This window comes from Methylobacterium sp. WL69, assembly GCF_008039485.1.
Lineage (GTDB): Bacteria > Pseudomonadota > Alphaproteobacteria > Rhizobiales > Beijerinckiaceae > Methylobacterium.
The window spans coordinates 1-23,080 of the sequence record NZ_VRUZ01000033.1; the positions used below are offsets into that span (position 1 = coordinate 1).

Here is a 23,080-nt window from a genome sequence, read left to right on the forward strand (position 1 = left end):
GCCCGCCACGCCGAGGCCGTGCGGGCGGGGGAGGCCGCGCGGACCGGCCTCGACCGGACCGCCCGCGCCTACGAGGCCCTGCACCCGGCCCTGGTGACCGGCGGCACCGAAGCCGGGATCGCCCCGCCGGTCTCGGCCGCCCTCACCCCGGATGCCCATGACGCCCTCACCGCCCTTGCGGAGGCGACGCGGGCGGCGAGGCAGTCGCTCACCGGCACCCTGAGCGCCGCCGAGACCCTGCGCGGCGAGATCGACAGCCTCGGCCGGGCCGCCGAAGCGGCAGGCGCCCAGATGGAAGCCGCCGAGGCCGCAACGGCCGAGGCACGCATCGCCCTGCAAGCCGCGGAACTCGCCGCCGAGCGCGCGCAGACCCGGGCCGGCGCCCTGGCCGAGCGGACCGAAACCCTCGGACACGACGCCGCCCCGGCCCTCGCCGCCGCCGGCCTGACCCTCGCCGACCTCGACCGCGACGGCACGGCGGCCGCCCGGCGCGTGATGGCGGTCGCCGCCGGGCACCGGACCTTGAGCGAGCGCCGCCTCGCCCTGGAGCACGAGGTCCGGACGCTTTCCGTCGACATGGCCGGAGCCGTGGCGGCCCTCGCCGGCGCCGTGGCGGTCCATGACACCGCGAAAACCGCTCTTCAGGCCCGGACCGCGACCCTCGCGGAAACCCGGGCCCGGCGGGCGCCCCTCCTCGGCGGCGAGGAGACATCGGCGCACCGGACCCGGATCAACAAGGGTCGCGTCGCGGCGAATCTCGGCCTGAAGGCCGCCGTGGAGGCGAATCTCGCCGCCGTGACGGCGCTGGCCGGGGCGCGCAGCACCGCCGAACACGCGACCACCCGGCGGGAAACCGCCCTCGCCCGACACGCGGCGGCTCGGTCCGCGTTCGCGACGGCGTGCGGGGCGCGGGCACCGGAGGCGGTGGCCGCCCTCCTGGCACAGGCGCCGGAGATCCGGGCCGGCCTGCGGCGGGCGGCCGATGCGCGCGCCCGGGAGATCGACGACGCCACGGCGGCGCTGGCCACCCGCCGGGCCGACCGCGACGCCTATCTCACGGGTCCCGAGATCGATGTCGTGGCAACCCAGGCCGAGGCGGAGGCGGGTGCCGAGGCCATGGCGCGGCATCAGCAGCGCCTCGGCGCCATCGCGGCGGATCTTGCCCGCGAAGAGGCGGCGCGGGCCCAGGCCGCCGGCCTGGAGGCGCAGATCGGTACGGCGCGCGCTGAATTCGAGACCTGGGATGCCGTCAACGACGCCATCGGCTCGGCGGGGGGCGACAAGTTCCGACGCTTTGCGCAAGGCGTGACCCTCGAGCACCTCGTCCACCTCGCCAACGCACAGCTCGCCGCCCTGAGCCCGCGCTACCGCCTCGCCCGCGGTGCCACCACGGATCTCGCCCTCCACGTCCTCGACCGCGATATGGGGGATCACCTGCGCGCCACCCGCAGCCTGTCGGGCGGCGAGCGCTTCCTCGTCTCCCTGGCCCTGGCGCTGGCCCTCTCGGGGCTGGAGGGCCGGGATTCCTTCGTCGACACCCTGTTCATCGACGAGGGCTTCGGGTCGCTCGACGCCGAGACCCTGGATCTCGCCGTCGATGCCCTCGAGACGCTCCAGGGCCGGGGCCGCAAGGTCGGCGTCATCACCCACGTGGCGGCGATGATCGAGCGCATCGCCGTGCAGGTCCGGGTGGAGAAGCGCGGCAACGGCCGCAGCGTGGTCAGCGTCGTGGATGCCGGAATGCCCGCGCCCTAGTCAGCCCATGTGTTGAGCGGCAACTGCACCGGTTTGCGGCAGGCGATCGGCGCGTCCGAGATGCGCGGGGCGTCCCGAGACCCGTTTCGTGGACGTCCGGCCGCCCGTGCCGTGTCTGGCACGGGCGATGCTTGCCAGTTCCCGCTGCCGTCACGGCGGCAGGCGGGGCAACGGCGCCCCGCGAGGCGGACGGCGCGAGTCCGAATCCCTTGGCATGAGCGGCCGCGCGACGCGCGGGACCCGCGAACCTCGAGACGAGCACTCCATGGCCAGTTTCAAGACCGTGATGAAATCCGGTCATCCCCCGACCCTGTTCGCCGCGTTCCTCTACTTCGATTTCTGCTTCGCGATCTGGGTCCTGAACGGCGCCATGGGCCCGTTCATCACCGAGACCTACGGGCTCAGCCCGGCCCAGACCGGCTTCATGATCTCGCTGCCGATCCTGGCCGGGGCGATCATGCGCTTTCCCCTGGGCATCCTCGCCCAGTATATCGGCCGCAAGAACGCCGCGGTGACCGAGATGTCGATCATCATGGCGGCGATGGCCTACGGGTTCTTCTTCGTTCACACCTACAACGACGTGCTCGCCATGGGCGTGCTCCTCGGCATCGCCGGCGCCTCGTTCGGCGTCGCCCTGTCGCTGGGGTCGGGCTGGTTCCCGAAGGAGCACAAGGGCCTCGCCATGGGCATCGCGGGGGCCGGCAATTCCGGCACCGTGCTCGCCGTGCTGTTCGCGCCGCCGCTGGCCCAGGCCTATGGCTGGCAGACGGTCTACGGCTTCGCCGGCTGCGTCATGGCGATCCCCCTCGTGGTGATGATCGTGTTCGCGAAGGAGCCGCCGGATGCCGAGCACCAGTCCTTCAAGGAGCACGTCTCCTGCCTGTTCCAGAAGGACGGCTGGTCGTTCAACCTCATCTACATCATCACCTTCGGCGGCTTCATCGGCCTGTCGAACTTCCTGCCGACCTTCTTCTACGAGCAGTTCGGGGTCACCAAGGTCGAGGCCGGGCGCCTGACCATGCTGGCCGCCCTGATGGGCTCGGGCATCCGGGTGGTGGGCGGATACTTCGCCGACCGTATGGGCGGCATCCTCGTCCTGTCCGTGGTGCTGCTCGCCGCCGTCGCGTCGTTCCTGCTGCTCACGGCCACGCCGTCCCTCGTCGTCACTACGGGGCTGTTCATGCTGTGCTTCGCCGCCCTCGGGGCCGGCAACGGCGCCCTGTTCCAGCTCGTCCCCCTGCGCTGGCCGGCGAACACCGCTGTGGCGGGCTCGATGATCGGCGAAGTCGGGGCCCTCGGCGGCGCGATCCTGCCCAACGTCATGGGCCTGTCGAAGCAGTACACCGGCTCCTTCGCCTACGGCTTCGTCGGCTACGCCGTGTTCGCGGCGGTGGTGCTCGGCTGCCTGCTCCTGTGGCAGCGCAAGTGGGTCGGCACCTGGGTCGGGCCCCGCGGCAAGGTGTTGGACCCGGCCCCCGTCGAAGCGGCCAAAACCGGGCGCCTCGATCCCGTGACCGTCTGAAGCCTGAGCCGGACTACGCAGCTTCGAAGCGGGGACCTCCAGGTCCCCGTTCTCGTTCGCGCGCCGTCAGAGGGTTTCGCCCGCCACCAGGGCGAAGGTGAGGACATCGACGGACGCCGCGCCGGCGCGCAGGAGCGCACGGGACGCGGCATTGGCGGTGGCCCCGGTGGTGGCGACATCGTCGATGAGGAGGACGCGCCGGCCCTGGAGCTTCGGCCGGGCCGCCTCCCGCACCCGGAACGCGCCCTGAAGGTTGCGGGCGCGGGCGGCCCGCGACAGGCCGACCTGCGAGCGGGTCGCCTTCACGCGGGCAAGCGTCCGGGTGTCGGCGGGCAGGCCCGTGAGCGCGGCGATGCCCTGGGCGAGCAGGGCCGCCTGGTTGAAGCGCCGCCGCCACAGGCGCCAACGGTGGAGCGGCACCGGCACGAGGCAATCGGCCTGCCCCAGGAGTTCGGCCCCGGCGGTGGCCATCATGCGGGCCAGGGTCGGGGCGAGATCGAGGCGGTCGCCGTACTTGAAGCGGTGAACGAGGTCGCGGGCGAGGCCATCGTAGAGCACCGCGGCCCGTGCCCGACCGAAGACCGGCGGCTCGGCCATGGCCCGGGGCGAGAGCAGCGGGCCGGCGCCGTGATCGACGGAGAACGGCGTGCCGAGGCGCTGGCAATAGGGCCGCTCGATGAAGCGCAGTTGCGCCCAGCAGGCCGGACACAGGGCGTGGGGCTGCGCCGTGGCGGCTCCGCAGCCCGGGCAGGTCGGCGGATAGACGAGGCCGAGGGCGGCACCCCACGTGAGGCGCAGGCCGGTGGCGAGCTGGCGGATCGCGGCAATCATGCCGCGAACCTTATGCGATGTTCTACTTCTGCGCGACCGCCCCGTGGGCGGTCGCGCGGTATTCTCAGCGGGCCGGGGGCTGGGCCTGCTGCTGGCGGTCGCGCTTGTTCGCCTGGTGGCGCCCGACAGCACAGCCCGCCGCCGCACCGAGGACGCCGTGGCCGGCGACATGCCCGGCCACGCCGCCGACGGCCGCGCCCTTGAGGCAGCCCTTGGCCTCGGCGCCCGTGGTGGCCACGAGGGCCGTCAGGGCGAGGGCCGTACCGAACAGAATCGACTTCATGACGTGGATGCCTTCCGATGGATTCGTGGGAGACAGAACATCCGGGGCGACACCGGCGTTCCGTCCGCGGAAGCGTTCCATCGTCGCGCGCGCTGGTCCCGCCAGGGCCCGCGCGCCATGTTAACGAATCGATCCTCGACGCCCCGGACCCGATGACGCGACCGCCGCCCCTGTTCGACACCGCCCTGGCCCGCACCCGTCTCGCCCGGGCGCGCCGCGCCGGCCATGCCGATTTCCTCGTGACGCGCGTCTGCGACGACCTCGACGACCGCCTCGGCGCGGTCCTGCGGCGGTTCCCGCAGGCCCTCGACCTCGGGACACCGACGCCGGACGCCGCCCTGCGCCTGGCGGCGGGGGGACGCTGCGACGCGGTCCTGCGCCTGTCGCCCCTGGTGGAGGCGACGCCGGGCGTGGCGGTCGCCGTGGGCGATCCCGAGGCCCTCCCCGTCGCCCCCGCCACCGTCGACCTCGCCGTGTCGCTCCTGGCCCTCCAGCACGTCAACGACCTGCCCGGGGCCCTGGCGCAACTGCGCCGTGCCCTGAAGCCGGACGGATTGTTCATCGGCTGCCTTCTGGGCGGGCGCAGCCTGACGGAGTTGCGCCAGGCCTTCGGGCAGGCCGAGAGCGAAATCGAGGGCGGCGTCAGCCCGCGCGTCGCGCCGTTTGCCGAGGTGCGCGAGATGGGCAGCCTCCTGCAGCGGGCGGGCTTCGCCCTGCCGGTGACGGATATCGAGACCGTCACCGTGCGCTACGCCGATCCCTTCGCCCTGATGCGCGACCTGCGCGCCATGGGGCTGACCAACGTGCTGACCGAGCGACGCCGCACGCCCCTGCGCCGGACCACCCTGATGCGGGCGGCGGCCATCTACGCCGAGCGCTTCGCCGATCCGGATGGGCGCCTGCGCGCCACCTTCGAGATCCTGTGGCTCTCGGGCTGGGCGCCGCACGCGAGCCAGCAGGTGCCGCTCAAGCCCGGCAGCGCCCGCACCCGCCTCGCCGCGGCGCTCGGCACCACCGAACACGACCCCATGCGGAGTCCCTCATGAAGCAGCCCGGGCCCGAGCATCCCATCACCATCACGCCCCATGCCGGCCGCGTCCGCGTGCGGGTCGGCGGCGTGACCGTGGCCGAGACCGGTGCCGCCCTGGTCCTGACCGAGGCGGCCTATCCGCCGGTGTTCTACATCCCCCGCGCCGACGCGCAGTGGCACCACTTCGTCCCGAGCGCCCGCCGGAGCCATTGCCCGTACAAGGGCGAGGCCGGCTATTTCAGCCTGTCCGTCGATGGCACCGAACGGCCCGACGCCGTGTGGAGCTACGCGGATCCCTATCCGGCGGTGGCCGCGATCCGCGATCACCTTGCCTTCTATCCCGACCGGGTCGATGCCATCGAGGTCGTGCCGTAGGCCGGACGCCTCCTACCAAATCCGGTTGATCCCTTCGGGATGGCGAATTTGGGCTTCGCTCAAGCGCCGCGCGGGCTTCGTGATCCCTCAGCCGCTTCGATCAAGCGGCCGCCGGATCACTCGCGCACCTGAGACCAGAACGCCGCCTTGCGGCCGTGGGCCTTGCGCAGGCCGGCGCGGTACTCCGTATGGTCCGGCACCAGGGCGCCGGGATCGAGGCGGGCGTCGAGGGCTTCCAGGGTCGAGAGGTGGCGCGCGCCGTGCCCGTAGGCGGCCGAGCGCCCACGCTCCAGGATGTCGTCAACGAGGAGCCGGTAGAGGCGGGCCGCCGCCAGGGGCTCGCTGGCTTCCAGAACCTCGGCCGCCGGCACCAGGATCTCGTAGCGGCCCCCGTCCCAGGTGTGTTCGGCGACGAGGCGGGCAGCGCGATCGGGTTTCGGCCAGTGGGTGAAGAAGTGCAGGGCCCGGTACGGGTCGGGATGGGCGGCGGCGTGGGCGAAGGCGCGCTCCAGGGCGTCCTCGTCCTCGAAATCCGGCAGCTTGGCGAGATGCGCCCGCAGCATCCCGGCGTCCAGGCTGCGCACGAACTGCCCCCAGCGCAGGCCCTGCGCCTCCGACCCCCGCCCCAGGGCGTCGAGGAGGCGGATCTCGAGGTCGATCCGGGCGCGGTCGGGCGCCTCCGGATCGAACTGTCCGGTGACGATCTGCTCGCGGTTGACGACGACGAGGCCGCGTTTCTGCGGGCGGCGCACCCAGTCGAGGGCCTCATCCAAGCGCCCCGCCCCGAGAAGGCGTTCGGCGATCGCCGTCCGCTCCGGGTGCTCGGGCGCGGCCTCGCGCTCCAGGGCGATGAAGGCATCGACGTCACCGCGCCGGTCAGCCAGCATCTGGCGCAGGCGTAAGGTCCGCCTGCGCTCCAGCTGCAGGGCCCAGGCCTGGGCGCCCCCGGCCTTGACCGGACGCGGCGGCAGGGCAGCGGCCAAGCCCGAATCGAGGGACGCGAGGGCGGCCTCGGGCAGGTCCGGGATCAGGGCGTAGAGCAGATCCTCGACGAGGCCGTGCTCGTCCGCCGCCAGCATCGGGACGAGGCGCTCGGCGAAGGCAGCCGCCTCGGCGGGCGCGAGGCCCTTGCCCAAGGTCGCGGCGGCCTCGGCCGCGCGGTCGAAGACGCCGTGGACCTGCCCGCTCGAATCGTCGACCCGCGCCAGCACGCCCGGCGCGGCGGCGAGGAAGCGCAGCAGCCGGTCAAGGCCGGCCCGCGCGTCGAGGGGGGCGAGTTCGGCCACGACGGTGGTGAGCGTGGCATCGAGGTCGGCCGCGAAGGCGCGGCGCTTCTGCCAGTCGATGTAGCCGCTCGCCCGCTCCAGGGCCGTGAGGCGCCGGTCGATGAGGGCCGCGACGGCATCGGGCCCCTGGAGCCCGGCCACCGCCGCCGTGACCAGCTTCCTGAAGGCCGGGTTGCGCCCGGTCTCGTCCAGCACGAGGCGGATCAGCCGCTCCAGGCCGAGTTCGGTCAGGGTCTCGGGGCTCGGCGCGGTCTTTCGCGAGGCGCGTTTGGGCTTCGAGGCCGGTTTGGCCGTCGCCTGCTTCGTTTCCGCCTTGCGCGCCATACCGCGTCGCCTCCCATCAGAGCCGAAAGGTGTCGCGGGCGGCCCGCACCATCAAGGCCCCGGGGACCCTTCAGGGTCCCAGCAGATCGATGAGGAACGGGATCAGGGGCGCGTCGGCGGGCGGCATCGGCTGATCCCTAAGGTCGCGCGGGCGCACCCATTTCAGGGCCTGCCCCTCCATGGACCGGGGAATCCCCTCCCAGCGCCGGCAGACGTAGAGCGGCATGAGAAGGTGGAAGTCGGGATAGGCGTGGCTCGCGAAGGTGAGCGGCGCGAGGCAGGCCTCCTTCACGGCGATACCGAGCTCCTCGTGGAGTTCGCGGATCAGAGTCTCCTCCGGGCGCTCGCCGGGATCGACCTTGCCGCCGGGGAACTCCCACAGGCCGGCGAGCTGCTTGCCCGGCGGGCGCTGGGCCAGGAGCACCCGTCCGTCCGTATCGACGAGGGCCACGGCGACGACGAGGAGGATGCGCAGGGGAGCGATCGCAGGCCCGCTCATATCTTGAGACGGACTCATGTCTTGAGACCGGGTCATGGGGCGATGGCGAAGGTGGCGGACACGTCGGCCGCCGTCTCGATGGTGCCGGCGACGAGAGGCACGCGGACGTCCCTGGCCTTGGAGCGCATCGCCATCGGGGCGGGCATCGGCAGATCGGGCGACGAACCGGACGCCGCCGGCGAGCGGATGGCGACGACGCGCCCGAGGGTGACGCCGGCCGCCTCGGCGAGACGCGCGGCTTGCGCGGTCGCGTCCTTCATGGCGGCGACCCGCACGGCCGCCTCGGCGGCGTCGGGATCGCGCAGGCCGAAGCTGACGCCCTCGATTCGGTTGGCCCCGGTCTCGAGGGCGCGCCGCATGAGATCGCCGAGGCGGCCCATGTCGGCGAGCCGCAGGCGGACGGTGTTGGCTGCCCGGTAGCCGTCGGCCCGCTCGGTCATGGAGCCGTCGGGCTGGCGCACGCTGCGGGTCACGGGCTGAAGGGTCACCGCCGTGGTGCCGATGTCGGCCTCCGGCACCTTGAAGGTCTCGGCGAGCGCGATGAGCCCCTTGGCGGCCGCGCTCGCCGCGTCGAGGGCGACGGCCGGGGTCGCGCCCTTGGCCTCGACGCCGATCTCCACCGAGGCGAAATCGGGCGGCGTCTCGGCCCTGGCCCGGCCGACGACGTGAATGCGGCCGTCCTTCAGAGCGGACGCGTCCTCGGCGCGGGCGGGGACGAACCAGACGGTGGCCAGGGCGGCCAGGGCCAGGGTGCCGGCGCGGGCGCTCACGAGCGGTAATCCCCGTTGATGGCGATGTACCCTTGCGTCAGATCGCAGGTCCAGACGCGGGCGGCCCCCTCGCCGAGGCCGAGTTCGACCCGGATTTCGATGTCGGACTCGCGCATGACGGCGCTGGCTGCATCCTCGCTGTAATCGGGGTCGCGGGCGCCCTCGCGGGCGACGCGGACATCGCCGAACCAGATGGCGAGGCGGTCGCGGTCGGCCGGCTCGCCGGCCTTGCCCACCGCCATCACCACCCGGCCCCAGTTGGCGTCCTCGCCGGCCACCGCCGTCTTCACCAGGGGCGAGTTAGCGATGGACATGGCGATGCGGTGAGCCGAGGCGTCGCTCGTGGCGCCCTCCACCCGCACGGTGACGAACTTGCGCGCGCCCTCGCCGTCCTTGGCCACGAGCTGGGCCAGCTCCACCAAGAGATCGTCGAGCTTGTCCCGGAAGTCGGCCAGGCGCGGGTCGGCCGCGTCGGTGACGGGCGCGTTGCCCGCCGCACCCGTGGCGAACAGCATCAGGGTGTCGGAGGTGGAGGTGTCGCCATCCACCGTCACGCAGTTGAAGCTTTTCGCAGTTCCGGCGGTGAGTAGAGCCTGCAATACGGCCTGCGGCAGGGCGGCGTCGGTGAAGGCGAAGCTCAGCATCGTCGCCATGTCGGGGGCGATCATGCCGGCGCCCTTGGCGATGCCGTTGAGGGTCACCACCGTGCCGTCGATGCTGGCCCGGCGGGTGGCGAGCTTCGGAAACGTGTCGGTGGTCATGATCGCCTGGGCCGCCGCCGCCCAGGCGGCCGCGCCGCCCTCCGTGCGGGCGGCGCAGGCGGCGAGCACGCCCTCGAATTTGGTGGCGTCCAGGGGCTCGCCGATGACGCCCGTGGAGGCGATGAACACCGCTTCGGGCGCACACTCAGCGGCCCGCGCCGCGATGGCGGCGGTCAGCTCCACGGCCTCCCGGCCCCGCGCGCCGGTGAAGGCGTTGGCGTTGCCGGAATTCACCACGAGGGCCCGCGCGCCCGCGCTGCCCAGGGCGTGCCGGCACCAATCCACCGGGGCGGAGGGGCAGCGCGAGCGGGTGAACACGCCGGCGGCCTCGGTCCCTTCGGCCAGGGCGACGTAGAGCACGTCCGTGCGCCCGGAATAGCGGATGCCGGCCTGCGCCGTGGCGAGCCCGACCCCGGCGATGGCGGGGAGGTCCGGCTGGTGCCGGGGGGCGAGGGGCGAGACGGGAACGGTCTTGGCGGATGCCATCGGTGCGGGTCTCCGGCTGTCGGTCGCCTCGGGCGAGGGAGATCCCGGGCGAAGAAGGTCCCGGGCGCTGTGCCGGTTGGTGATTCCGGCGGCCGGGCGGTGTTGCCCCGGCCCCGCCCGCCCCGTCAACGGGGTCGACGACAAGGGAACGACTTCGCCGGACGAAGAATTGCCCTAGCAACAGCCGTCCGGGAAAGCGCGCGGTGGGCTTGTGTCGTGGGCCCGGCGTGGCTTAGCATGTTGCGATGCAACCCATTCGAGGTGACGATCACGGTATGGCCAGGCGCACATGGGGAGCCCCGACCATGGAACAGACCGCCTCGTCCGGTGGCGCCTACGGTGTCCAGGTTCTGATCGCAGGGCGCCAGAAGCACTGGCGTGACGATGTCGCCGCCCAGATCCGCCGCGCCGGCTACGCCACCACCACGGTCGATTGCGGGGTCGACGCCATGACCGTCCTGGCGCTCGGCCTGCCCGTGGACGTTCTCGTCACGGATCTCGGCCTCACGGGCGAACTCGGGTGCGTGAAACTCGCCCTGGAGGCCCGCGCCCTGCGTCCCGATCTGCGCATCGTCTTCGCCAGCGACGTTCCCCACGCGACCGTCGAGGCCACGGGCCTCGACACGGGAGAACTCTACGTGGTGGAGGCCGAGCGCACGGACGCCGTGGCCATCACCGTCCGCGAGGCCCTCGGCACCCGGGCCTGATTCGCCGACCCGCCCGCGCGTCGCGCGCACCGGCGGCTCTCGTCACGCCGCCAGCCCCTTGAGCGCGCGGGCGCGTTCATCTTCGGTCAAACGACGCAGGGTCGGACCCGAGGTCCAGACCAGCATCGGCACGATGCGCCGGCCCGGGAAGATCTGGGCGAGGAGGGCGGCGTAGAGCGCGATCTGCCCGGCATCCGCATCCGACAGGGGCGCATCCTCGGCTGGCGGGCGACCGGTCTTGAAGTCGGCGACCACCACCGTCTCGGGTCCGACCGCGAGGCGATCGACGCGGCCGAAGACCGGGCGCTCGGTCCCCTCGACCACGACACGGCCCGACAGGGTCACCTCCGCCCTGGCATCCCGCGCGAACAGGGGCGCGAGATCCGGCTCATCGAGGAGCCGCATCGTGGCGGCCACGATGGCTTTTCGCGCGGCGTCCTCGAGGGTCGGCGCGCGGGCGCGCACGAAGCGGGTCGCGGCTTTCCTGCGCAGTGCCGGGTCGAGGCGCGGCAGGTGCTCGATGAGCGAATGGATCAGCACGCCCCGGCGCCGGGCCTGGGCATCGCCCTGGCGCCGGCCGGGCGTGCGCTGGGAATCCGCCGCGCCGAGCGCACCGGAGGGGCTCACGGGCGGGGCGGGCTCGGTCTCGTCCGGCGCGGGTGTTTCGAGCCACGGCGGCACGGCGTCCGCCTGGGCCGGCGCGGCGGCGGCGGAGGCGGGGGCCGCGGCGGCACCGCCCTCGTGCCAGAGGGTGACGGGGCCGTAGGGCCGCTCCATCGCGGTGCCCGGACCGATATCCTCCTCGACGCCACGCCGGATCATCTCGCACCAGGCGGTCTCGCCCCCGGTCTCGTGCCCGCGATAGGGGGCGACGACGAGGCGATCGGCGGCCCGGGTCATGGCCACGTAGAGCAGGCGGTGGTGCTCCTCGCGGGCGCGGGCCTGGAGGCCGGCCCGCGCCGCGCCGATGGGTTCGCTGTCATAGGTCTTGGCGCTCGACCAGACCGGCGGCAGCCCCCCCGCCAGGGTGAAAAGCGGCGGATCGTTGCGGCCGAGGGGCTCGCTGCCGTCGATGATCACCACGAGGGGCGCCTCCAGGCCCTTGGCCCCGTGGACGGTCATCACCCGGACCTCGTCGCGGCCGGATTCGAGGTCGCGCTTGACCGTGTGCCCGGCCTCGCCGCGCCCCGGCACCGTGGCGTAGCGGGCAAGGAAGCCTCCGAGGGAGGACGCCTCGCCGGCCTGCTCGGCCTGGGCTGCGGTGGCGAGGAACACGTCGATGGCGTCCCCGGCCTCGCCGCCGAGCCGGGAGACCAGGGCGCGGCGCCCGCCATGGGCGCCGAGGATGGCGGCGTAGAACGCGAACGGGCCTTCGCAGGCGGCCAGACGGATCCACAGGCGCAGGGCGTCCCGGCCCCGGATCGCGGCGGGATCGCCGGCGGCGGCGTGGCGGGCCAGCGCATCCTCGAGGGTCTCGGACTCCTCCCGCCGGGCGGCGATGCGCACGAGGTCGTCGTCGTCGAGGCCGACGAGGGGTGTCTTCAGGGCCCCCGCGAGGGTCAGGTCGTCGGCGGGCAGGAGGCCGGCCCGCCCCACCGCCACGAGGTCGTTGACGGCGATGTGGGCGGCGATGTCGAGGCGGTCCTGGCCGGCCACGGGCACGCCCAGTCCCTTCATGGCGCGGATCACCTCCTCGAACGCCACCGAGCGCTTGCGCACCAGGATGAGGATGTCGCCCGGACGCCAGACCCGGCCGGTCTCGTCGCCCGTGGTGATCCAGGTCGCGGCCGCCCGTGCCACGCGCCGCGCGGTGACGACGGCCGGAGCGTTGGCCTCGGGCGCATCCACGGGGGCGGCCCAGGCATCGGGGTCCGCCTCGGCCTGCGGCTCGGCGACGGGCCAGAGTTCGAGGGCGCCGGGGGCGGTCGCCCGCGCGGTGGTATGGACGGTGCCGATTCCGGTGTCCTCGAACGACAGCCCCTCGTAATGCTCGGGAACCTTGAAGGTGGCATCCACCGCCCCGAGGACGCCCCGGGTCGAGCGGAACGACAGGGTGAGGTGGACGTCCTCGAACGGCAGGTCGGCGGCGGCGGCGGCCTTGATCCATTCCCGCCGGGTGGTCTCGAACTCGCGGGGCTCGGCGCCCTGGAAGCTGTAGATCGACTGCTTGGGGTCGCCCACGGCAAAGCGCGTCCGCGCGACCTCGCGGGCGCCCGCGCCGGCGGCGAACTCGGCGGTGATCCGGCGCAGGATCTCCCATTGAAGCGGGTTGGTGTCCTGCGCCTCGTCGACGAGGACGTGGTCGATGCCCCGGTCGAGCTTGTACAGGACCCAGGCGGAATCGACCCGGGCCAGGAGATCGAGGGTCTTGTGGATCAAATCGTCGAAGTCGAGGGCGCCGAGGCGCGCCTTCTCGGCCTCGACCCGACGGTGGATCTCGGCCGCCAGGGTGAACAGGGCGCGGGTGCGCTCCAGGGCGCGCACGCCGCGTAAGGAATCGTCGAGGGGCGCGATCCGGTCGCGCTCGTCGGCGAGGGCCTGGCGGGCCTCTTCCGGCACCGCCTTGGTGCCGAGACTCCGGTCGGCCTTCGGGCTGCCGTCCTTGGTGAAGAACACCGCGCGATACGCCTCGACCCGTCCGGGTCCCTCGGTGGCCTCGGCCTCCAGGAGCTTGTCGGCCAGCCCCTCGTCGGTGGATTTGCCCGTGCGCAGGCGGGCGGCGAAGTCCGTGAGATCGCCGAGCCCGCCCGCGAGGATGCGGGCCTCGACGGCGGCCACCGTCTCGCCGGCCTTGAGGTCGAGGGCGCTGGCGAGGGCGGCGAACGACCGTTCGAGCCCGCCGCGCTGCGCGAACACGCCCCGCGCGCGCAGGGCCGTGCGGATCGTCCGGCGCAGGATGTCGCCCGTTGCCTCGGCGCTGACGATGGCCCAGGCCGCCGCGAGGTCCCGATCCGCGCGCGCCGAGATCGCTTCGGCGTAGACCGCGTCCACCGCCGCCGCGAAGGCCGCGTCCGCGTGGTCGTCGTCCAAGACCTCGAAGCGGGCCGGGACGTTGGCCTCGAACGGGAACATGTGCAGCAGCCGCTCGCACAGGGCGTGCAGGGTCTCGATCTTGAGCCCCCCCGGCGTCTCCACCGCCCGGGCGAACAGGCGCCGCGCCGCCCGCAGCGTCTCTCGCGAGGGCGGCTCCCCGGTGAGCGCCGTCAGTTCCTGCGTCAGGGTGGGCGCGTCGAGGGTGACCCAGCGGCCGAGCACCCGGAACACCCGGATCGACATGTTGGCGGCCGCCGCCTTGGTGAAGGTCAGGCACAGGATGCGCGCCGGCGGCGCCCCGTCCAGCAGCAGCCGCACCACCCGGTCGGTGAGCACCTTGGTCTTGCCCGCCCCCGCATTGGCAGAGACCCAGGCCGAGGCGTGCGGATCGGCGGCCCGGCGCTGGGACGCCTGGGTGAGGTCGTCGACCACGAAGGCCTTCGGCGAATGGGCCGTCATCAGCCGTCTCCCTCGCCGCCGAGCGACCATTCGAGCACCCGGGCGAGGTGGTCGTAATCGCCGTAGGACTTGGCGAATTTCGGGTAGGGGCGCGACGTGTAGGCCGCCTCGCCGGTGAAGAAACGGGCGAGGAGGCCGCGCAGGCGGCCCTCGTGTTCGGAAACGATGGCGGCGACCTCGCGGTCATCGCCCTTCGGCGGCTTCACGGGGAGCGGCTCGAACGGTTTGCGACCGCCGGACGCGTACACGTAGAGCAGGTCCGGCGTCACGGGCGTCCGGGGCAGCCCATCGAAGGCGCCGTGCAGGAGCATGGCCGCCTCCAGGGTAAGCTGCGGCGAGAAGCCGGCGAAAACCTCCTTGTTGCTCGGCGGCTGGCCGGTCTTGTAGTCGACGATGCAGGCGGTCCCGTCGCGGCCGAGCTCGATCCGGTCGGCGCGGGCGCGCAGGGTGAAGGTCTCGTTGCCCAGCGGGATCAGCCACTTGCCCGAGACTTCGCCGTGGACCCGGGTGAGACCGTCCCGGCGCGCGGTTTCCCAGTCGAGAAACTTGGAAGCGAGGCGTTCATAGCGCGGCCACCACTCGGCGTAGAGCGCAGGATACGTCCCGGAGATCGCAGCAAACTCCTTGGTGGCGATGGCCGCGAGTCGATCGTGCGCGACACCTGGCTCGGGCAGCGTCTCCGGAAAGGCCTGCGCGAACTTTCCCAAAATCTCGTGGATCAGGGTGCCGCGCTCGCTCGCGCCGGGCTGCGCCGCCACGGGCTCCAGGGGATCGAGGCCGAGCACGTGGCGGGCGAAGATCACGTAGGGGTCGCGCACCAGGGTCTCGATCTCGGTGACGCTCAGGGTGCGGGGGAACAGGGCCGGGTCCGGGCGGGGCTTGGGCTGGGAGAGGCGCGGCACCGGACCGGCGCCCCGGTCGAGGTGGGCGGCATAGGCGGTGAACCGCCGGCCGCCCGCCACGGCCCGCTCCCAGCACGCCTCCCCGGCGAACGCGCGCAGGCGCTGTAGGAAGCGCGACGGCACCGTCGGCGCGCCCTCGCGCTTGGCCGCCCGGGTGATGACGGCGTCGCGATGGCCCAGGGCCTGGACGAAGTCGTGGGCGCTCTGGCCGATGCGGCGCTCGGGCGGGTTGAGGCCGACGCGCTCGCGCATGGGCCGGTTGAGGAAGGCGTCGGTGACCGTCTTCATCGGCCACACGCCCTCGTCGAGGCCGCCGAGGACGATGCGGTCGACGCTCATGAGCCGGGCCTCCAGGAGGCCGAGGATGCGCAGGCGCGGATGCGGGCGCCCGCCGCCGCAGGCCACGGGCCGTTCGGTGGTGAGGGCCGTGAAGAAGGCCGGGTAGTCGGAGAACTGTCCGGGAATCCGGAAGGGCGCGCCGGGCTTCATCTCGTCGGGGATCGCGGCGATGTCATCGAACAGGCTGTCGAGGACGTCGAGGGAGGCGTCGTCGACGGGCTCGGATTCTCCCTCGGCCGGCGGGGCCAGCAGCGCCTCGACGGTGGCGCGGTGGCACGCGGCGTAGGCGACGAGGTTGCCGAGGCCGTCGTGGTCGGTCCGAAGGAAGCCGGCGAAGGCCGCCTCCAGGCGGGCGAGGATGTCGGCGGCGAGGTCCCAGTCGTGGTCGACGAGGCGGCGCTTGGCCCGGGGCCGGCGTCCGGTGGCGCCGCGCTGATCGACCACCGCCCGGTGCAGGCCGACAAAGCCCGGCCCGGGGGCGGGACCGCGCAGGGCACCGATCTCCAGGGCGGCGGCGGCCCGGACCACCTCGCTCCGCGGCAGGCCGAGGCGCACGAACGGATGGGCCAGGAGGGTGATGATCCGGGCCGGCTGAAGGTCGGCGGCGCATTCGGCGGTGAGCCGCGCGAGGCGTCCGGCCCGGCTGCACGACAGGGCCTCGCCGGCGGAATCCTCGGCGACGATGCCCCAGCGGGCGAGCTCGGCCGCGACCCGGACGGCGAGGTTCCGGTCGGGGGTGACGAGGGCGGCGGTGGCGCCGGGCGTCTCCAGGGTTTCGCGCAGGGCGATGGCGATGCTCAGGGCCTCCTCGCGCTCGTCGGAGACCTCGACCACGGCGATCCCCGCCATGCCGGCCCCGCCGAGCAACAGGCGGGCCTCCGGGTCGAGGTCCGCCCAGGCCTCCGTGGTCTCGGCGGGCCGCAGGGCCTGCGAGAGCAGGTCCGCGCGGGCTTGGGCCGCCGCATCCGGGTCTCCGAGACCGGCGATCGCCCCGCGCGCGAGATCGAGGCCGGTCGGCCCGAGAAGCCGGTGCAGAATCGCCTGCGGGTGGCCGTGGGCGATCGTCTTGGCGCTGCCCTCGCCCGTCTCGATGGCATCCCAGCCGGCCGTGTCGAGGCGCGTGTCGAGGCCCGGCAGCACCACGGCGCCCCGGGGAAGCCCCCGCACCGCCGCGATGAGGCGGGTGGTCGCCGGGACCGAGCCCGTGGAGCCGGCGACGATCACCGGATCGGCCGGGCGCTCGCGGCGCAGGCGGTCGGCCTCCGCCACCAGCAGGCGGCGCGAGCGCGCGACGGGGTCGCTCATGTGCCGCTCGGCGAGGATTCCGGGCCAGTGCTCGGCGGCGATCTTCACGAAATCCAGGGTCAGGCCGAAGTAGCGCGAGTACTCCACCTCGACGGCGCCGCCGATCTCCGCCCAGGGCAGCCCCTCGACGGTGAGGGCGTCCATGAGGTGCTCGAGGTCGGCGGCCAGCGCCACGGCGTCGGCGGGCGAGGACGGCACCAGGAAGGGCACGTCGTCGTCCATGGGCAGGAGGGTGCGGTCTACGGCCTCGGCCCATTGCTGGACGAGGCGGGCGAGGATCAGCCGGCGTTCCAGGGGCGGCATGGCGGGGGCGAGCACGTCCGGCCCGTTCTCGAGAAGCGGAGTCGTGGCGAGATCGAGTTCGGCCTCGTCGGCCTCGCCGAGGGGCACCATCCGGGGCAGGAGGGCGGCCCGGCCCAGGCGCTGGGCCAGCAGCGCCGAGAACGCCTTCGCGGCCCGGCGCGTCGGCAGGTAGAGGGTGACGGCGGCGAGGGCGAAGGGATCGTCCCCGAGGTCGCCCACGAGCCGGCCGGAGAGCAGGGCGTCGGCGAGGGTCGGCAGGAACGGTGCGCCGGGGGGGATGGTGAAGACGCGGGAGGGGCTGGCGGGCTCGTCGTCGCTCGTGTGCGTCAGCTCAGCCACCGTTGGCGTTCGTGGGACGAATTGAGGCGCCTGTCATCGCGGAAACGCGATGCTCCATCGGACCATCGGTCAGCATAAGCCCAGGGCGGGAGCTTGCAATGCGGCGCCGTGAAGCCGCCTACAGCACCTGCGCGCTGGCCTTCACGCGGGCCTCGGCCGCGACGATGGCTTCCGGCGTGCCGACGTGGAGCCACTGCCCGTCGAGGCGCAGGCCGTGGAGGCGGCCGGCGGCGATGGCGCGGTCGAACAGGAGGTTGAGGGAGAACGCACCCTCGGGCGTGTCCGCGAACAGCCCGGGCTTCAGGATGGCGACGCCCGCATAGATGAACGGCGCGACCTCGCGCTCGCCGCGCCGCTCCAGGCGCCCGTCGGACGCCATCACGAAATCGCCCGCGCCCTCGTAGCCGAGGCTGGTGGCGGTGGGGGCGACGAGGAGCAGGATGTCCATGGTCCCGGGCGACCAAGCGGCGACGAGGCGGCCGAGGTTCGAGTCCGGCCCCTCGAGCCAGAACGAATCCGCGTTGAAGACCACGAACGGATCGTCGCCGAGGAGCGGCAGGGCCTTCTTCACGCCGCCGCCGGTCTCCAGCAGTCGGTCGCGCTCGTCGGAGATCACGATCTCGGGGGCGGTCCGGCGCTTGCCGACATGCCCCTCGATGAGGTCGGCGAGGTAGTGGACGTTGACCACGGCCTCCGTGATCCCGCCCTCCGCAGCCCGGTCGAGGGCGTGGTCGAGGAGGGCGCGGCCGGCCACCTCGACGAGGGGTTTCGGCACCGTCGCGGTGATGGGGCGCATGCGCTTGCCGAGGCCGGCGGCGAGGACGAAGGCGCGGGTGATGGGGGGCGTGTCGGACATTCCGGCGGGGTCTCGCATCGCGCTTCCGGGCGCAGGTGGGATGAACGCGGGCGAGCCGGCCCGGTCGAATTCAAGCAGGCAGTCGCACGGTGCCGTCGGCCCGCGGGATCAAGTCCGGGTTCCAGGCCACCTCCCACAGGGTCCCGTCGGGATCGGCGAAGTAGCCCGAATAGCCGCCCCAGAACGCGTCCCGGGCGGGTTTCACCAGGGTGGCGCCGGCGCGCACGGCCTCCGCCAGCACCGCATCGGTCTCCGCCCGGCTCGCGGTGTTGTGGGCCAGGGCGAAGCCGCGAAAGCCGCTGCCTTCGACCGCGACGCCGGCATCCTCGGCCAGGGCCGTATGGGGATAGAGCGACAGGACGAGTCCGCCGAGCTGAAAGAAGGCCACGCCCTCGGAGGCGTAGGCCGAGCGGGTCCAGCCGAGGGCCTCGTAGAAGCGCGACGCCCGGGCGAGGTCGGCGACGCCGAGGGTCACGAGGGTCAGGCGCGGGTCCATCTCAGGCGTCCTCGGGCGCGGCGTCCGGTGCGGCCTTCGGCACGAGGTCGGGCAGGTGCTCGGCGTGCCACAGGCGCAGGCGGGTCAGGGCCGGGTGGGCGAGGTTGCGGGTGAGGTAGCCCTCGATGCGCGGCAGGTGGGCGAGGTAGCCGGGCTTGCCGTCGCGCCGGTCGAGGCGGGCGAAGATGCCGAGGATCTTGGTGGCGCGCTGCGCCGCCAGCACCGCGTAGGCGCGGGCGAAGCCCTGCATGTCGAAATCGGGCTCGCGGTTGCGGCGCTCGCGGACGTAGAGCCCGAGCAGGCGCAGCTCGAACTCGGCGGTCGCATCGACCCGCGCGTCCTGCAGCAGGGAGGCGAGGTCGTAGGCCGGGTGCCCGAGCACGGCATCCTGGAAGTCGATGAGGCCGATGCGCTCCAGGCCTTCGCGCTGGGGCAGCCAGATCAGGTTCGGCGAGTGATAGTCCCGCAGGGTCCAGGTCGGGCGCTCGGGAATGAGCCCCCCTAGAACCTCCGCCCAGAGGGCGACGAACTCCGAGCGGGCCGGGCCTGGCAGATCCGCCCCCCGGATCGCCGGGCAGTACCAGTCGGGCAGCAGCTCGGTCTCGAACACCAGGGCTTCGAGGTCGTAGGGCGGCAGGACGTGGTCGATCCCGTCGGCCACGGGCAGCACGCCGGGCAGTTCCGTGGCGTGGAGCTTGGCGAGCAGGCGCACGGCCTCGGCGTAGCGCTCGGGACGCGGGCCGCTGGCATCCACCACCGGCTCCGAGCCGAGGTCCTCGATGATGAGGAGGCCCTCGTTGAGGTCCTCGCCGTAGATGCGCGGGGCCGAGAAGCCCAGCGCCCGCAGGCCGCGATCGACGCCGACGAAGGCGTGGACGCTCTCGGCGAGCTTGACGATGGCGCTGTAGGGCTTGCCGTTGCGCACCGGCGGGCCGTCGCTGCGGGGCGGCGACACCATCAGCACGGCGCGGGCGCCGTCCGGCTTTATCAAACGCTCGTAGGCGCGCGAAGAGGCATCGCCCTGCATCGGAATGCGCGCGGCCTCGTCCCAGCCGCTGCGCACGAGGAGGATGCGCAGGGCCCTGGCCCGCTTCAGCCGGGCGTCCATGCCGCCGGACCCGTCGATGCGGGCAAAGCGCGCGCCGTCGCCGAACTCCGCCCGCAGGGAGAGATCGACGGTGAGGATGGGCCCAGCGCGGTCGCCGAGGCGCTCGGGCCATTCCACCAGGGTGATGGCCGCCTCCGTCATCTCGTCGAAGCCGAGCTCGACGAGTTCGTCGGGGCTGCGCAGGCGGTAGAGGTCGGCATGGACGATCTGGCGTCCGCCCGGCGCCTCGTAGGGCTGGATCAGGGTGAAGGTCGGGCTCGGCACGTCGAGGTCGGGCGTGGCGGTTAGTTCGCGGATCAGCGCGCGGGCGAGGGTCGTCTTGCCGCCGCCGAGGCCGCCCGACAGGGCGACGAGATCGCCCGGCTGAAGGAGCTCGGCCAGGAAGCGGCCGAGATCCTCGGTGGCGCCCTCGTCGGGGAGCATGATCTCCCAGGCCGCCCGCACGTCACGCTGGGGCGAATCCGCACCGTCCTCGTTCAACGCCCAACTCCTACCGTGGCCGCGAGCCGTCGCGGGGCCGCACGATACCCGTCATCATAGACGCGCATCCTTAACCAAAACCCCGGAACGGCCGAAGGCTCCCGAATCGGCGACGCTTCCTACTCGGCGGCGGCCCGGCGGGCCGTGCCGGCGGCGATGGGGAAGGTGCAGGTGACGCGGGTGCCGACCCCCGGGGCGGATTCGAGGGCGACCCGGCCGCCGTGCAGTTCGACGAAGGAGCGCACGATGGACAGGCCGAGGCCGACGCCGCGATGGCGGGTCCCCAGGGTGTTGCTCTCGAACCGGTCGAACACCCGGGCGGCGACCTCCTCGGGCATGCCCTGGCCGTAGTCGATGACCGCGAGGGTGAGGTCCGTGGCGCTGCGCCGGACCTCGACGCGGACCTGCTGGCCCGGTGCGGAGAAGCCCACGGCGTTGGAGAGCAGGTTGAACAGGATCTGGCGCACCCGCTTGCCGTCGGCGACGAAGCTGCCGATGTCCTCGGGCACGTCGAGGTCGAGGCCGATGGCCGCCTCGGCGAAGCGATCCTCCAGGCCGCGCACGGCCGCCTCGACGGTGGCGCGGACATCCACGACCTCGCGCGACAGCTCGAGGGAGCCGGCATCGATGGAGGCGAGATCCAAGATGTCGTTGATCATCACCAGGAGCGCGCCCGACGAGCGCATGATGTGGCCGGAATATTCGCGTTGGCGCTCGTTGAGGGCGCCCACGGTCTCGTCGCCGAGGAGCTGGGTGAAGCCGATGATGTTGGTGAGCGGCGAGCGCAGCTCGTAGGAGACGTGGTTCACGAAGGTGTCGCGCAGCTGCGAGGTCCGCTCCAGGGCGTCGTTCTTGTCGGTGAGCGCCCGCTCGACGTTCACGCTCGCGGTGACGTCGATGAGGGTGAGGAGGGTGGCGCCCTCCGGCAGGGGCTGGGCGGCGCAGTCGAGGACGGTGCCGTCGATCACCTCGAGGCGGCAGGTCAGGCCGGCACGGCTCTCCAGGCCCGTGATGGCGCCGCGGATGTCGAGCCACGGCTCCTCGTCGGGCGCGAGGGCGCGGCAGGCCGCGATCACCGCGTCGACGCGGGGGCGCTCGGACAGGGTGGCGGCGTCGAGGCGCCACAGGGTGGCGAAGGCACGGTTGGCGAAGGTGAGGCGGCCGTCGGCGCCGAACACCGCCACGGGCTCCTTGAGGGTGTCGAGGGTCTCGGCCTGCACCCGCATCAGCGCGTTGTAGCGCGATTCGAGCTTCATGTTCTCCGAGACGTCGTCGAACAGGTAGGTCAGGCCGCCCTGCGGATTGGGGTCGGCGACGACGCGCAGGGACCGCCCGTCGGGCAGGTACCACCACGCCTCGCTGGCCTCCACGGCGCGGTAGGCGGCGAGCACGTCGGCCTTCCACGACTTGAAATCGGCCTGCTCGGGCAGTTTTCGCGAGGCGCGGAGGCGATCGAGGATCTCGCCGTCGAGGGGCCGGCCCTCGAGGAAGGCCTGGTCGAGGCCCCAGAGCTGGCGGTAGGCGGCGTTGTGGAAGATGAGGCGCTGGCGGGCGTCGAACATCGCCACCGCCGTGGGCAGCTGGTCGAGGGTACGGACGTTGGCGTCCATCTGGCGCTGGAGGTCGGCGCGCACGCTCTCCAGCTCCGAGACGTCGACGGCGATGCCGACGCGGCCGGCCTCCACGGCGCTCTCCGTCACGTCGAGGATGCGCAGGCCGCCGGCCACCACGGCGGAGAGGCGCAGGGCGGGGCGGCCGCCGGTGGGCGTCCGGGTGCCGTCGTCCCGGGCGATGAGGTCGCGGGCCTGGCGGTCGAGGAGCTCGAGGCCGAGCGCCGCCTCGCGGCTGTCGGCTTCCACGGCGGCCACGTAGGCGGTGTTGACCCAGGCGAGCGCCCCGTCGCGGTTGCGCCGCCACAGGGGCTGGGGGATCGCGTCGAGGAGTCCGCCCAGCGCCGCGAGGCCGCGCCGCGCCTCGTCGAGGGTGAGGCGCAAGTCCATGAGTTCACGGCGTTCTTCCGTGGTCTCGCGCAGGCGCAGGAGGGCGCGGCCGGCGAGCGCCTGGCCCTGGACCTCGACGAAGCGGCCGTCCTGGGTGCGCAGGCTGAGGCGGAAGCCGGTGCCGCGGGCGCGCAGGCCGTCCACGGCGGCGGTGAGATCGCGGGCGTCGGAGGGCTGGAGCCAGGCGTCGAACTGGAGGAGGTGGTCGGGATCGTCGGCCGAGAGCCGGCGTCCGTCGAGGGCGAGGCCGGTGTCGCCCTCGATGAGTCCGGAGCCGCGGCCGGTCCAGGTGACGATGACCTGGCGCTCGGAATGCAGCAGCATCTCGGCGCGGTCGTGGGCGCCGCGCAGGCGGGTGAGCTCGCGGGTGAGCTCCGCGTCGCGGTGGCTCCAGCGGGCGCGCTCGCGCATGTGGAGCAGGGCCAGGATGGTGGAGAACACCGTCAGCCCGATGAGAATCGCGAGGCCGACGGCGTTGTGGGTGTGCGGCCCGAGGCCGATGGTCCAGGCGGACGGGTCCGTTCCGGGCGCGGCGGCCCGCGCCGGTCCACCGGCTGCAGCGACGACGACAGCGCCGGCGCACACCACGGCGCGCGCCGTTCGATCGACCCTCATGATCCGGTCCGCCCCCACGAATCCCCGACGCGGCGCCGAACGCGCCGATCCCGCCTCCGGCCCCGCGGGGCCGTCGGCGGATCACTCCACCTGAGGAATCGACCCACAGTAGCGCGAGGCGGATTCGTCCCGGAAGAGGGTTGAGGCGGACTTCTCCGGTTTCGGGCACGCGGGCCGCCGGGGCCGCAGAAAAGTCACAGTGCGGTCAAGCTGGCG

17 protein-coding genes are annotated in these 23,080 nt (G+C 73.2%); 5 read left to right on the plus strand and 12 right to left on the minus strand.

Translation table 11 applies throughout. The features are described 5' to 3' along the window. Positions 1 to 1,755, plus strand: a 1,755-nt coding sequence (locus FV218_RS11290; protein WP_281407814.1) for an SbcC/MukB-like Walker B domain-containing protein, incomplete at its 5' end; no start/stop codon positions are given. A 265-nt stretch (positions 1,756 to 2,020) separates the two neighbouring features. Then, positions 2,021 to 3,277: an MFS transporter gene (locus FV218_RS11295; protein ID WP_147709782.1), complete on the plus strand. Its 1,257-nt coding sequence runs from the start codon at positions 2,021 to 2,023 to the stop codon at positions 3,275 to 3,277. A gap of 66 nt (positions 3,278 to 3,343) precedes the next feature. Here the strand turns inward: FV218_RS11295 and FV218_RS11300 are convergent, their stop codons facing one another. Continuing rightward, positions 3,344 to 4,108: a ComF family protein gene (locus tag FV218_RS11300; RefSeq protein ID WP_056090639.1), complete on the minus strand. Its 765-nt coding sequence runs from the start codon at positions 4,106 to 4,108 to the stop codon at positions 3,344 to 3,346. A 64-nt stretch (positions 4,109 to 4,172) separates the two neighbouring features. Continuing rightward, entirely contained in the window at positions 4,173 to 4,391 is a 219-nt protein-coding gene (locus FV218_RS11305) for a hypothetical protein (RefSeq protein ID WP_056090636.1), read from the minus strand. 152 nt (positions 4,392 to 4,543) lie between these two features. Between FV218_RS11305 and FV218_RS11310 the strand changes: the two genes are divergently transcribed. Together FV218_RS11310 and FV218_RS11315 are read left to right on the plus strand one after the other, a co-directional pair. Continuing rightward, positions 4,544 to 5,437: a methyltransferase domain-containing protein gene (locus FV218_RS11310; RefSeq protein ID WP_056090633.1), complete on the plus strand. Its 894-nt coding sequence runs from the start codon at positions 4,544 to 4,546 to the stop codon at positions 5,435 to 5,437. Beyond that, entirely contained in the window at positions 5,434 to 5,796 is a 363-nt protein-coding gene (locus FV218_RS11315) for a DUF427 domain-containing protein (protein WP_056090630.1), read from the plus strand. The genes FV218_RS11310 and FV218_RS11315 overlap by 4 nt, the downstream gene beginning before the upstream one ends. Before the next feature lie 116 nt (positions 5,797 to 5,912). Here the strand turns inward: FV218_RS11315 and FV218_RS11320 are convergent, their stop codons facing one another. The 4 genes from FV218_RS11320 to argJ all read right to left on the minus strand — a co-directional run bounded on the left by FV218_RS11320 (position 5,913) and on the right by argJ (position 9,922). Continuing rightward, positions 5,913 to 7,406 (minus strand): DUF6880 family protein, encoded by a 1,494-nt coding sequence (locus tag FV218_RS11320; protein ID WP_147709783.1) that lies wholly within the window; start codon positions 7,404 to 7,406, stop codon positions 5,913 to 5,915. 70 nt (positions 7,407 to 7,476) lie between these two features. After that, positions 7,477 to 7,905: a (deoxy)nucleoside triphosphate pyrophosphohydrolase gene (locus FV218_RS11325; RefSeq protein WP_056090624.1), complete on the minus strand. Its 429-nt coding sequence runs from the start codon at positions 7,903 to 7,905 to the stop codon at positions 7,477 to 7,479. A 32-nt stretch (positions 7,906 to 7,937) separates the two neighbouring features. Next, the gene (locus tag FV218_RS11330) at positions 7,938 to 8,675 is read right to left on the minus strand and encodes an SIMPL domain-containing protein (RefSeq protein ID WP_244474939.1); all 738 of its coding nucleotides are present in this window, start codon (positions 8,673 to 8,675) and stop codon (positions 7,938 to 7,940) included. Further along, the gene (argJ, locus tag FV218_RS11335) at positions 8,672 to 9,922 is read right to left on the minus strand and encodes a bifunctional glutamate N-acetyltransferase/amino-acid acetyltransferase ArgJ (RefSeq protein ID WP_056090621.1); all 1,251 of its coding nucleotides are present in this window, start codon (positions 9,920 to 9,922) and stop codon (positions 8,672 to 8,674) included. Before argJ ends, FV218_RS11330 begins: the two co-directional genes overlap by 4 nt. Before the next feature lie 305 nt (positions 9,923 to 10,227). Between argJ and FV218_RS11340 the strand changes: the two genes are divergently transcribed. Beyond that, positions 10,228 to 10,629 carry a hypothetical protein gene (locus FV218_RS11340; protein ID WP_056090618.1) on the plus strand — a complete coding sequence of 134 codons (402 nt, stop codon included), beginning with the start codon at positions 10,228 to 10,230 and terminating at the stop codon, positions 10,627 to 10,629. Positions 10,630 to 10,671: 42 nt separating this feature from the next. Here FV218_RS11340 and addA read toward each other — a convergent pair whose 3' ends face one another. The 6 genes from addA to FV218_RS11370 form a co-directional block, all read right to left on the minus strand. Then, on the minus strand, positions 10,672 to 14,121 hold the full coding sequence (gene addA / locus FV218_RS11345; protein WP_147709784.1) for a double-strand break repair helicase AddA: 3,450 nt from the start codon (positions 14,119 to 14,121) through the stop codon (positions 10,672 to 10,674). Next, positions 14,121 to 17,309, minus strand: a complete 3,189-nt coding sequence (gene addB, locus FV218_RS11350) for a double-strand break repair protein AddB (protein ID WP_246685078.1) — start codon at positions 17,307 to 17,309, stop codon at positions 14,121 to 14,123. Before addB ends, addA begins: the two co-directional genes overlap by 1 nt. Before the next feature lie 118 nt (positions 17,310 to 17,427). Further along, on the minus strand, positions 17,428 to 18,165 hold the full coding sequence (locus FV218_RS11355; protein ID WP_056090612.1) for a nucleotidyltransferase family protein: 738 nt from the start codon (positions 18,163 to 18,165) through the stop codon (positions 17,428 to 17,430). A gap of 70 nt (positions 18,166 to 18,235) precedes the next feature. Then, positions 18,236 to 18,661 (minus strand): VOC family protein, encoded by a 426-nt coding sequence (locus FV218_RS11360; RefSeq protein ID WP_056090609.1) that lies wholly within the window; start codon positions 18,659 to 18,661, stop codon positions 18,236 to 18,238. 1 nt (position 18,662) lies between these two features. After that, a complete protein-coding gene (gene tsaE / locus FV218_RS11365; RefSeq protein WP_147709803.1) occupies positions 18,663 to 20,192 on the minus strand; it encodes a tRNA (adenosine(37)-N6)-threonylcarbamoyltransferase complex ATPase subunit type 1 TsaE in 1,530 nt (509 codons plus the stop codon). Positions 20,193 to 20,368: 176 nt separating this feature from the next. Further along, positions 20,369 to 22,864 (minus strand): PAS domain-containing sensor histidine kinase, encoded by a 2,496-nt coding sequence (locus FV218_RS11370; protein ID WP_147709785.1) that lies wholly within the window; start codon positions 22,862 to 22,864, stop codon positions 20,369 to 20,371. Positions 22,865 to 23,080: the final 216 nt, after the last annotated feature.

Coding starts and splice junctions, on each gene's coding strand:
- FV218_RS11295 (WP_147709782.1), top strand. CDS start 2,021: ATGGCCAGTTTCAAGACCGTGATGAAATCCGGTCATCCCCCGACCCTG.
- FV218_RS11300 (WP_056090639.1), bottom strand. CDS start 4,108: ATGATTGCCGCGATCCGCCAGCTCGCCACCGGCCTGCGCCTCACGTGG.
- FV218_RS11305 (WP_056090636.1), bottom strand. CDS start 4,391: ATGAAGTCGATTCTGTTCGGTACGGCCCTCGCCCTGACGGCCCTCGTG.
- FV218_RS11310 (WP_056090633.1), top strand. CDS start 4,544: ATGACGCGACCGCCGCCCCTGTTCGACACCGCCCTGGCCCGCACCCGT.
- FV218_RS11315 (WP_056090630.1), top strand. CDS start 5,434: ATGAAGCAGCCCGGGCCCGAGCATCCCATCACCATCACGCCCCATGCC.
- FV218_RS11320 (WP_147709783.1), bottom strand. CDS start 7,406: ATGGCGCGCAAGGCGGAAACGAAGCAGGCGACGGCCAAACCGGCCTCG.
- FV218_RS11325 (WP_056090624.1), bottom strand. CDS start 7,905: ATGAGCGGGCCTGCGATCGCTCCCCTGCGCATCCTCCTCGTCGTCGCC.
- argJ (WP_056090621.1), bottom strand. CDS start 9,922: ATGGCATCCGCCAAGACCGTTCCCGTCTCGCCCCTCGCCCCCCGGCAC.
- FV218_RS11340 (WP_056090618.1), top strand. CDS start 10,228: ATGGAACAGACCGCCTCGTCCGGTGGCGCCTACGGTGTCCAGGTTCTG.
- addA (WP_147709784.1), bottom strand. CDS start 14,121: ATGACGGCCCATTCGCCGAAGGCCTTCGTGGTCGACGACCTCACCCAG.
- FV218_RS11355 (WP_056090612.1), bottom strand. CDS start 18,165: ATGTCCGACACGCCCCCCATCACCCGCGCCTTCGTCCTCGCCGCCGGC.
- FV218_RS11360 (WP_056090609.1), bottom strand. CDS start 18,661: ATGGACCCGCGCCTGACCCTCGTGACCCTCGGCGTCGCCGACCTCGCC.
- tsaE (WP_147709803.1), bottom strand. CDS start 20,192: ATGCTCCCCGACGAGGGCGCCACCGAGGATCTCGGCCGCTTCCTGGCC.
- FV218_RS11370 (WP_147709785.1), bottom strand. CDS start 22,864: ATGAGGGTCGATCGAACGGCGCGCGCCGTGGTGTGCGCCGGCGCTGTC.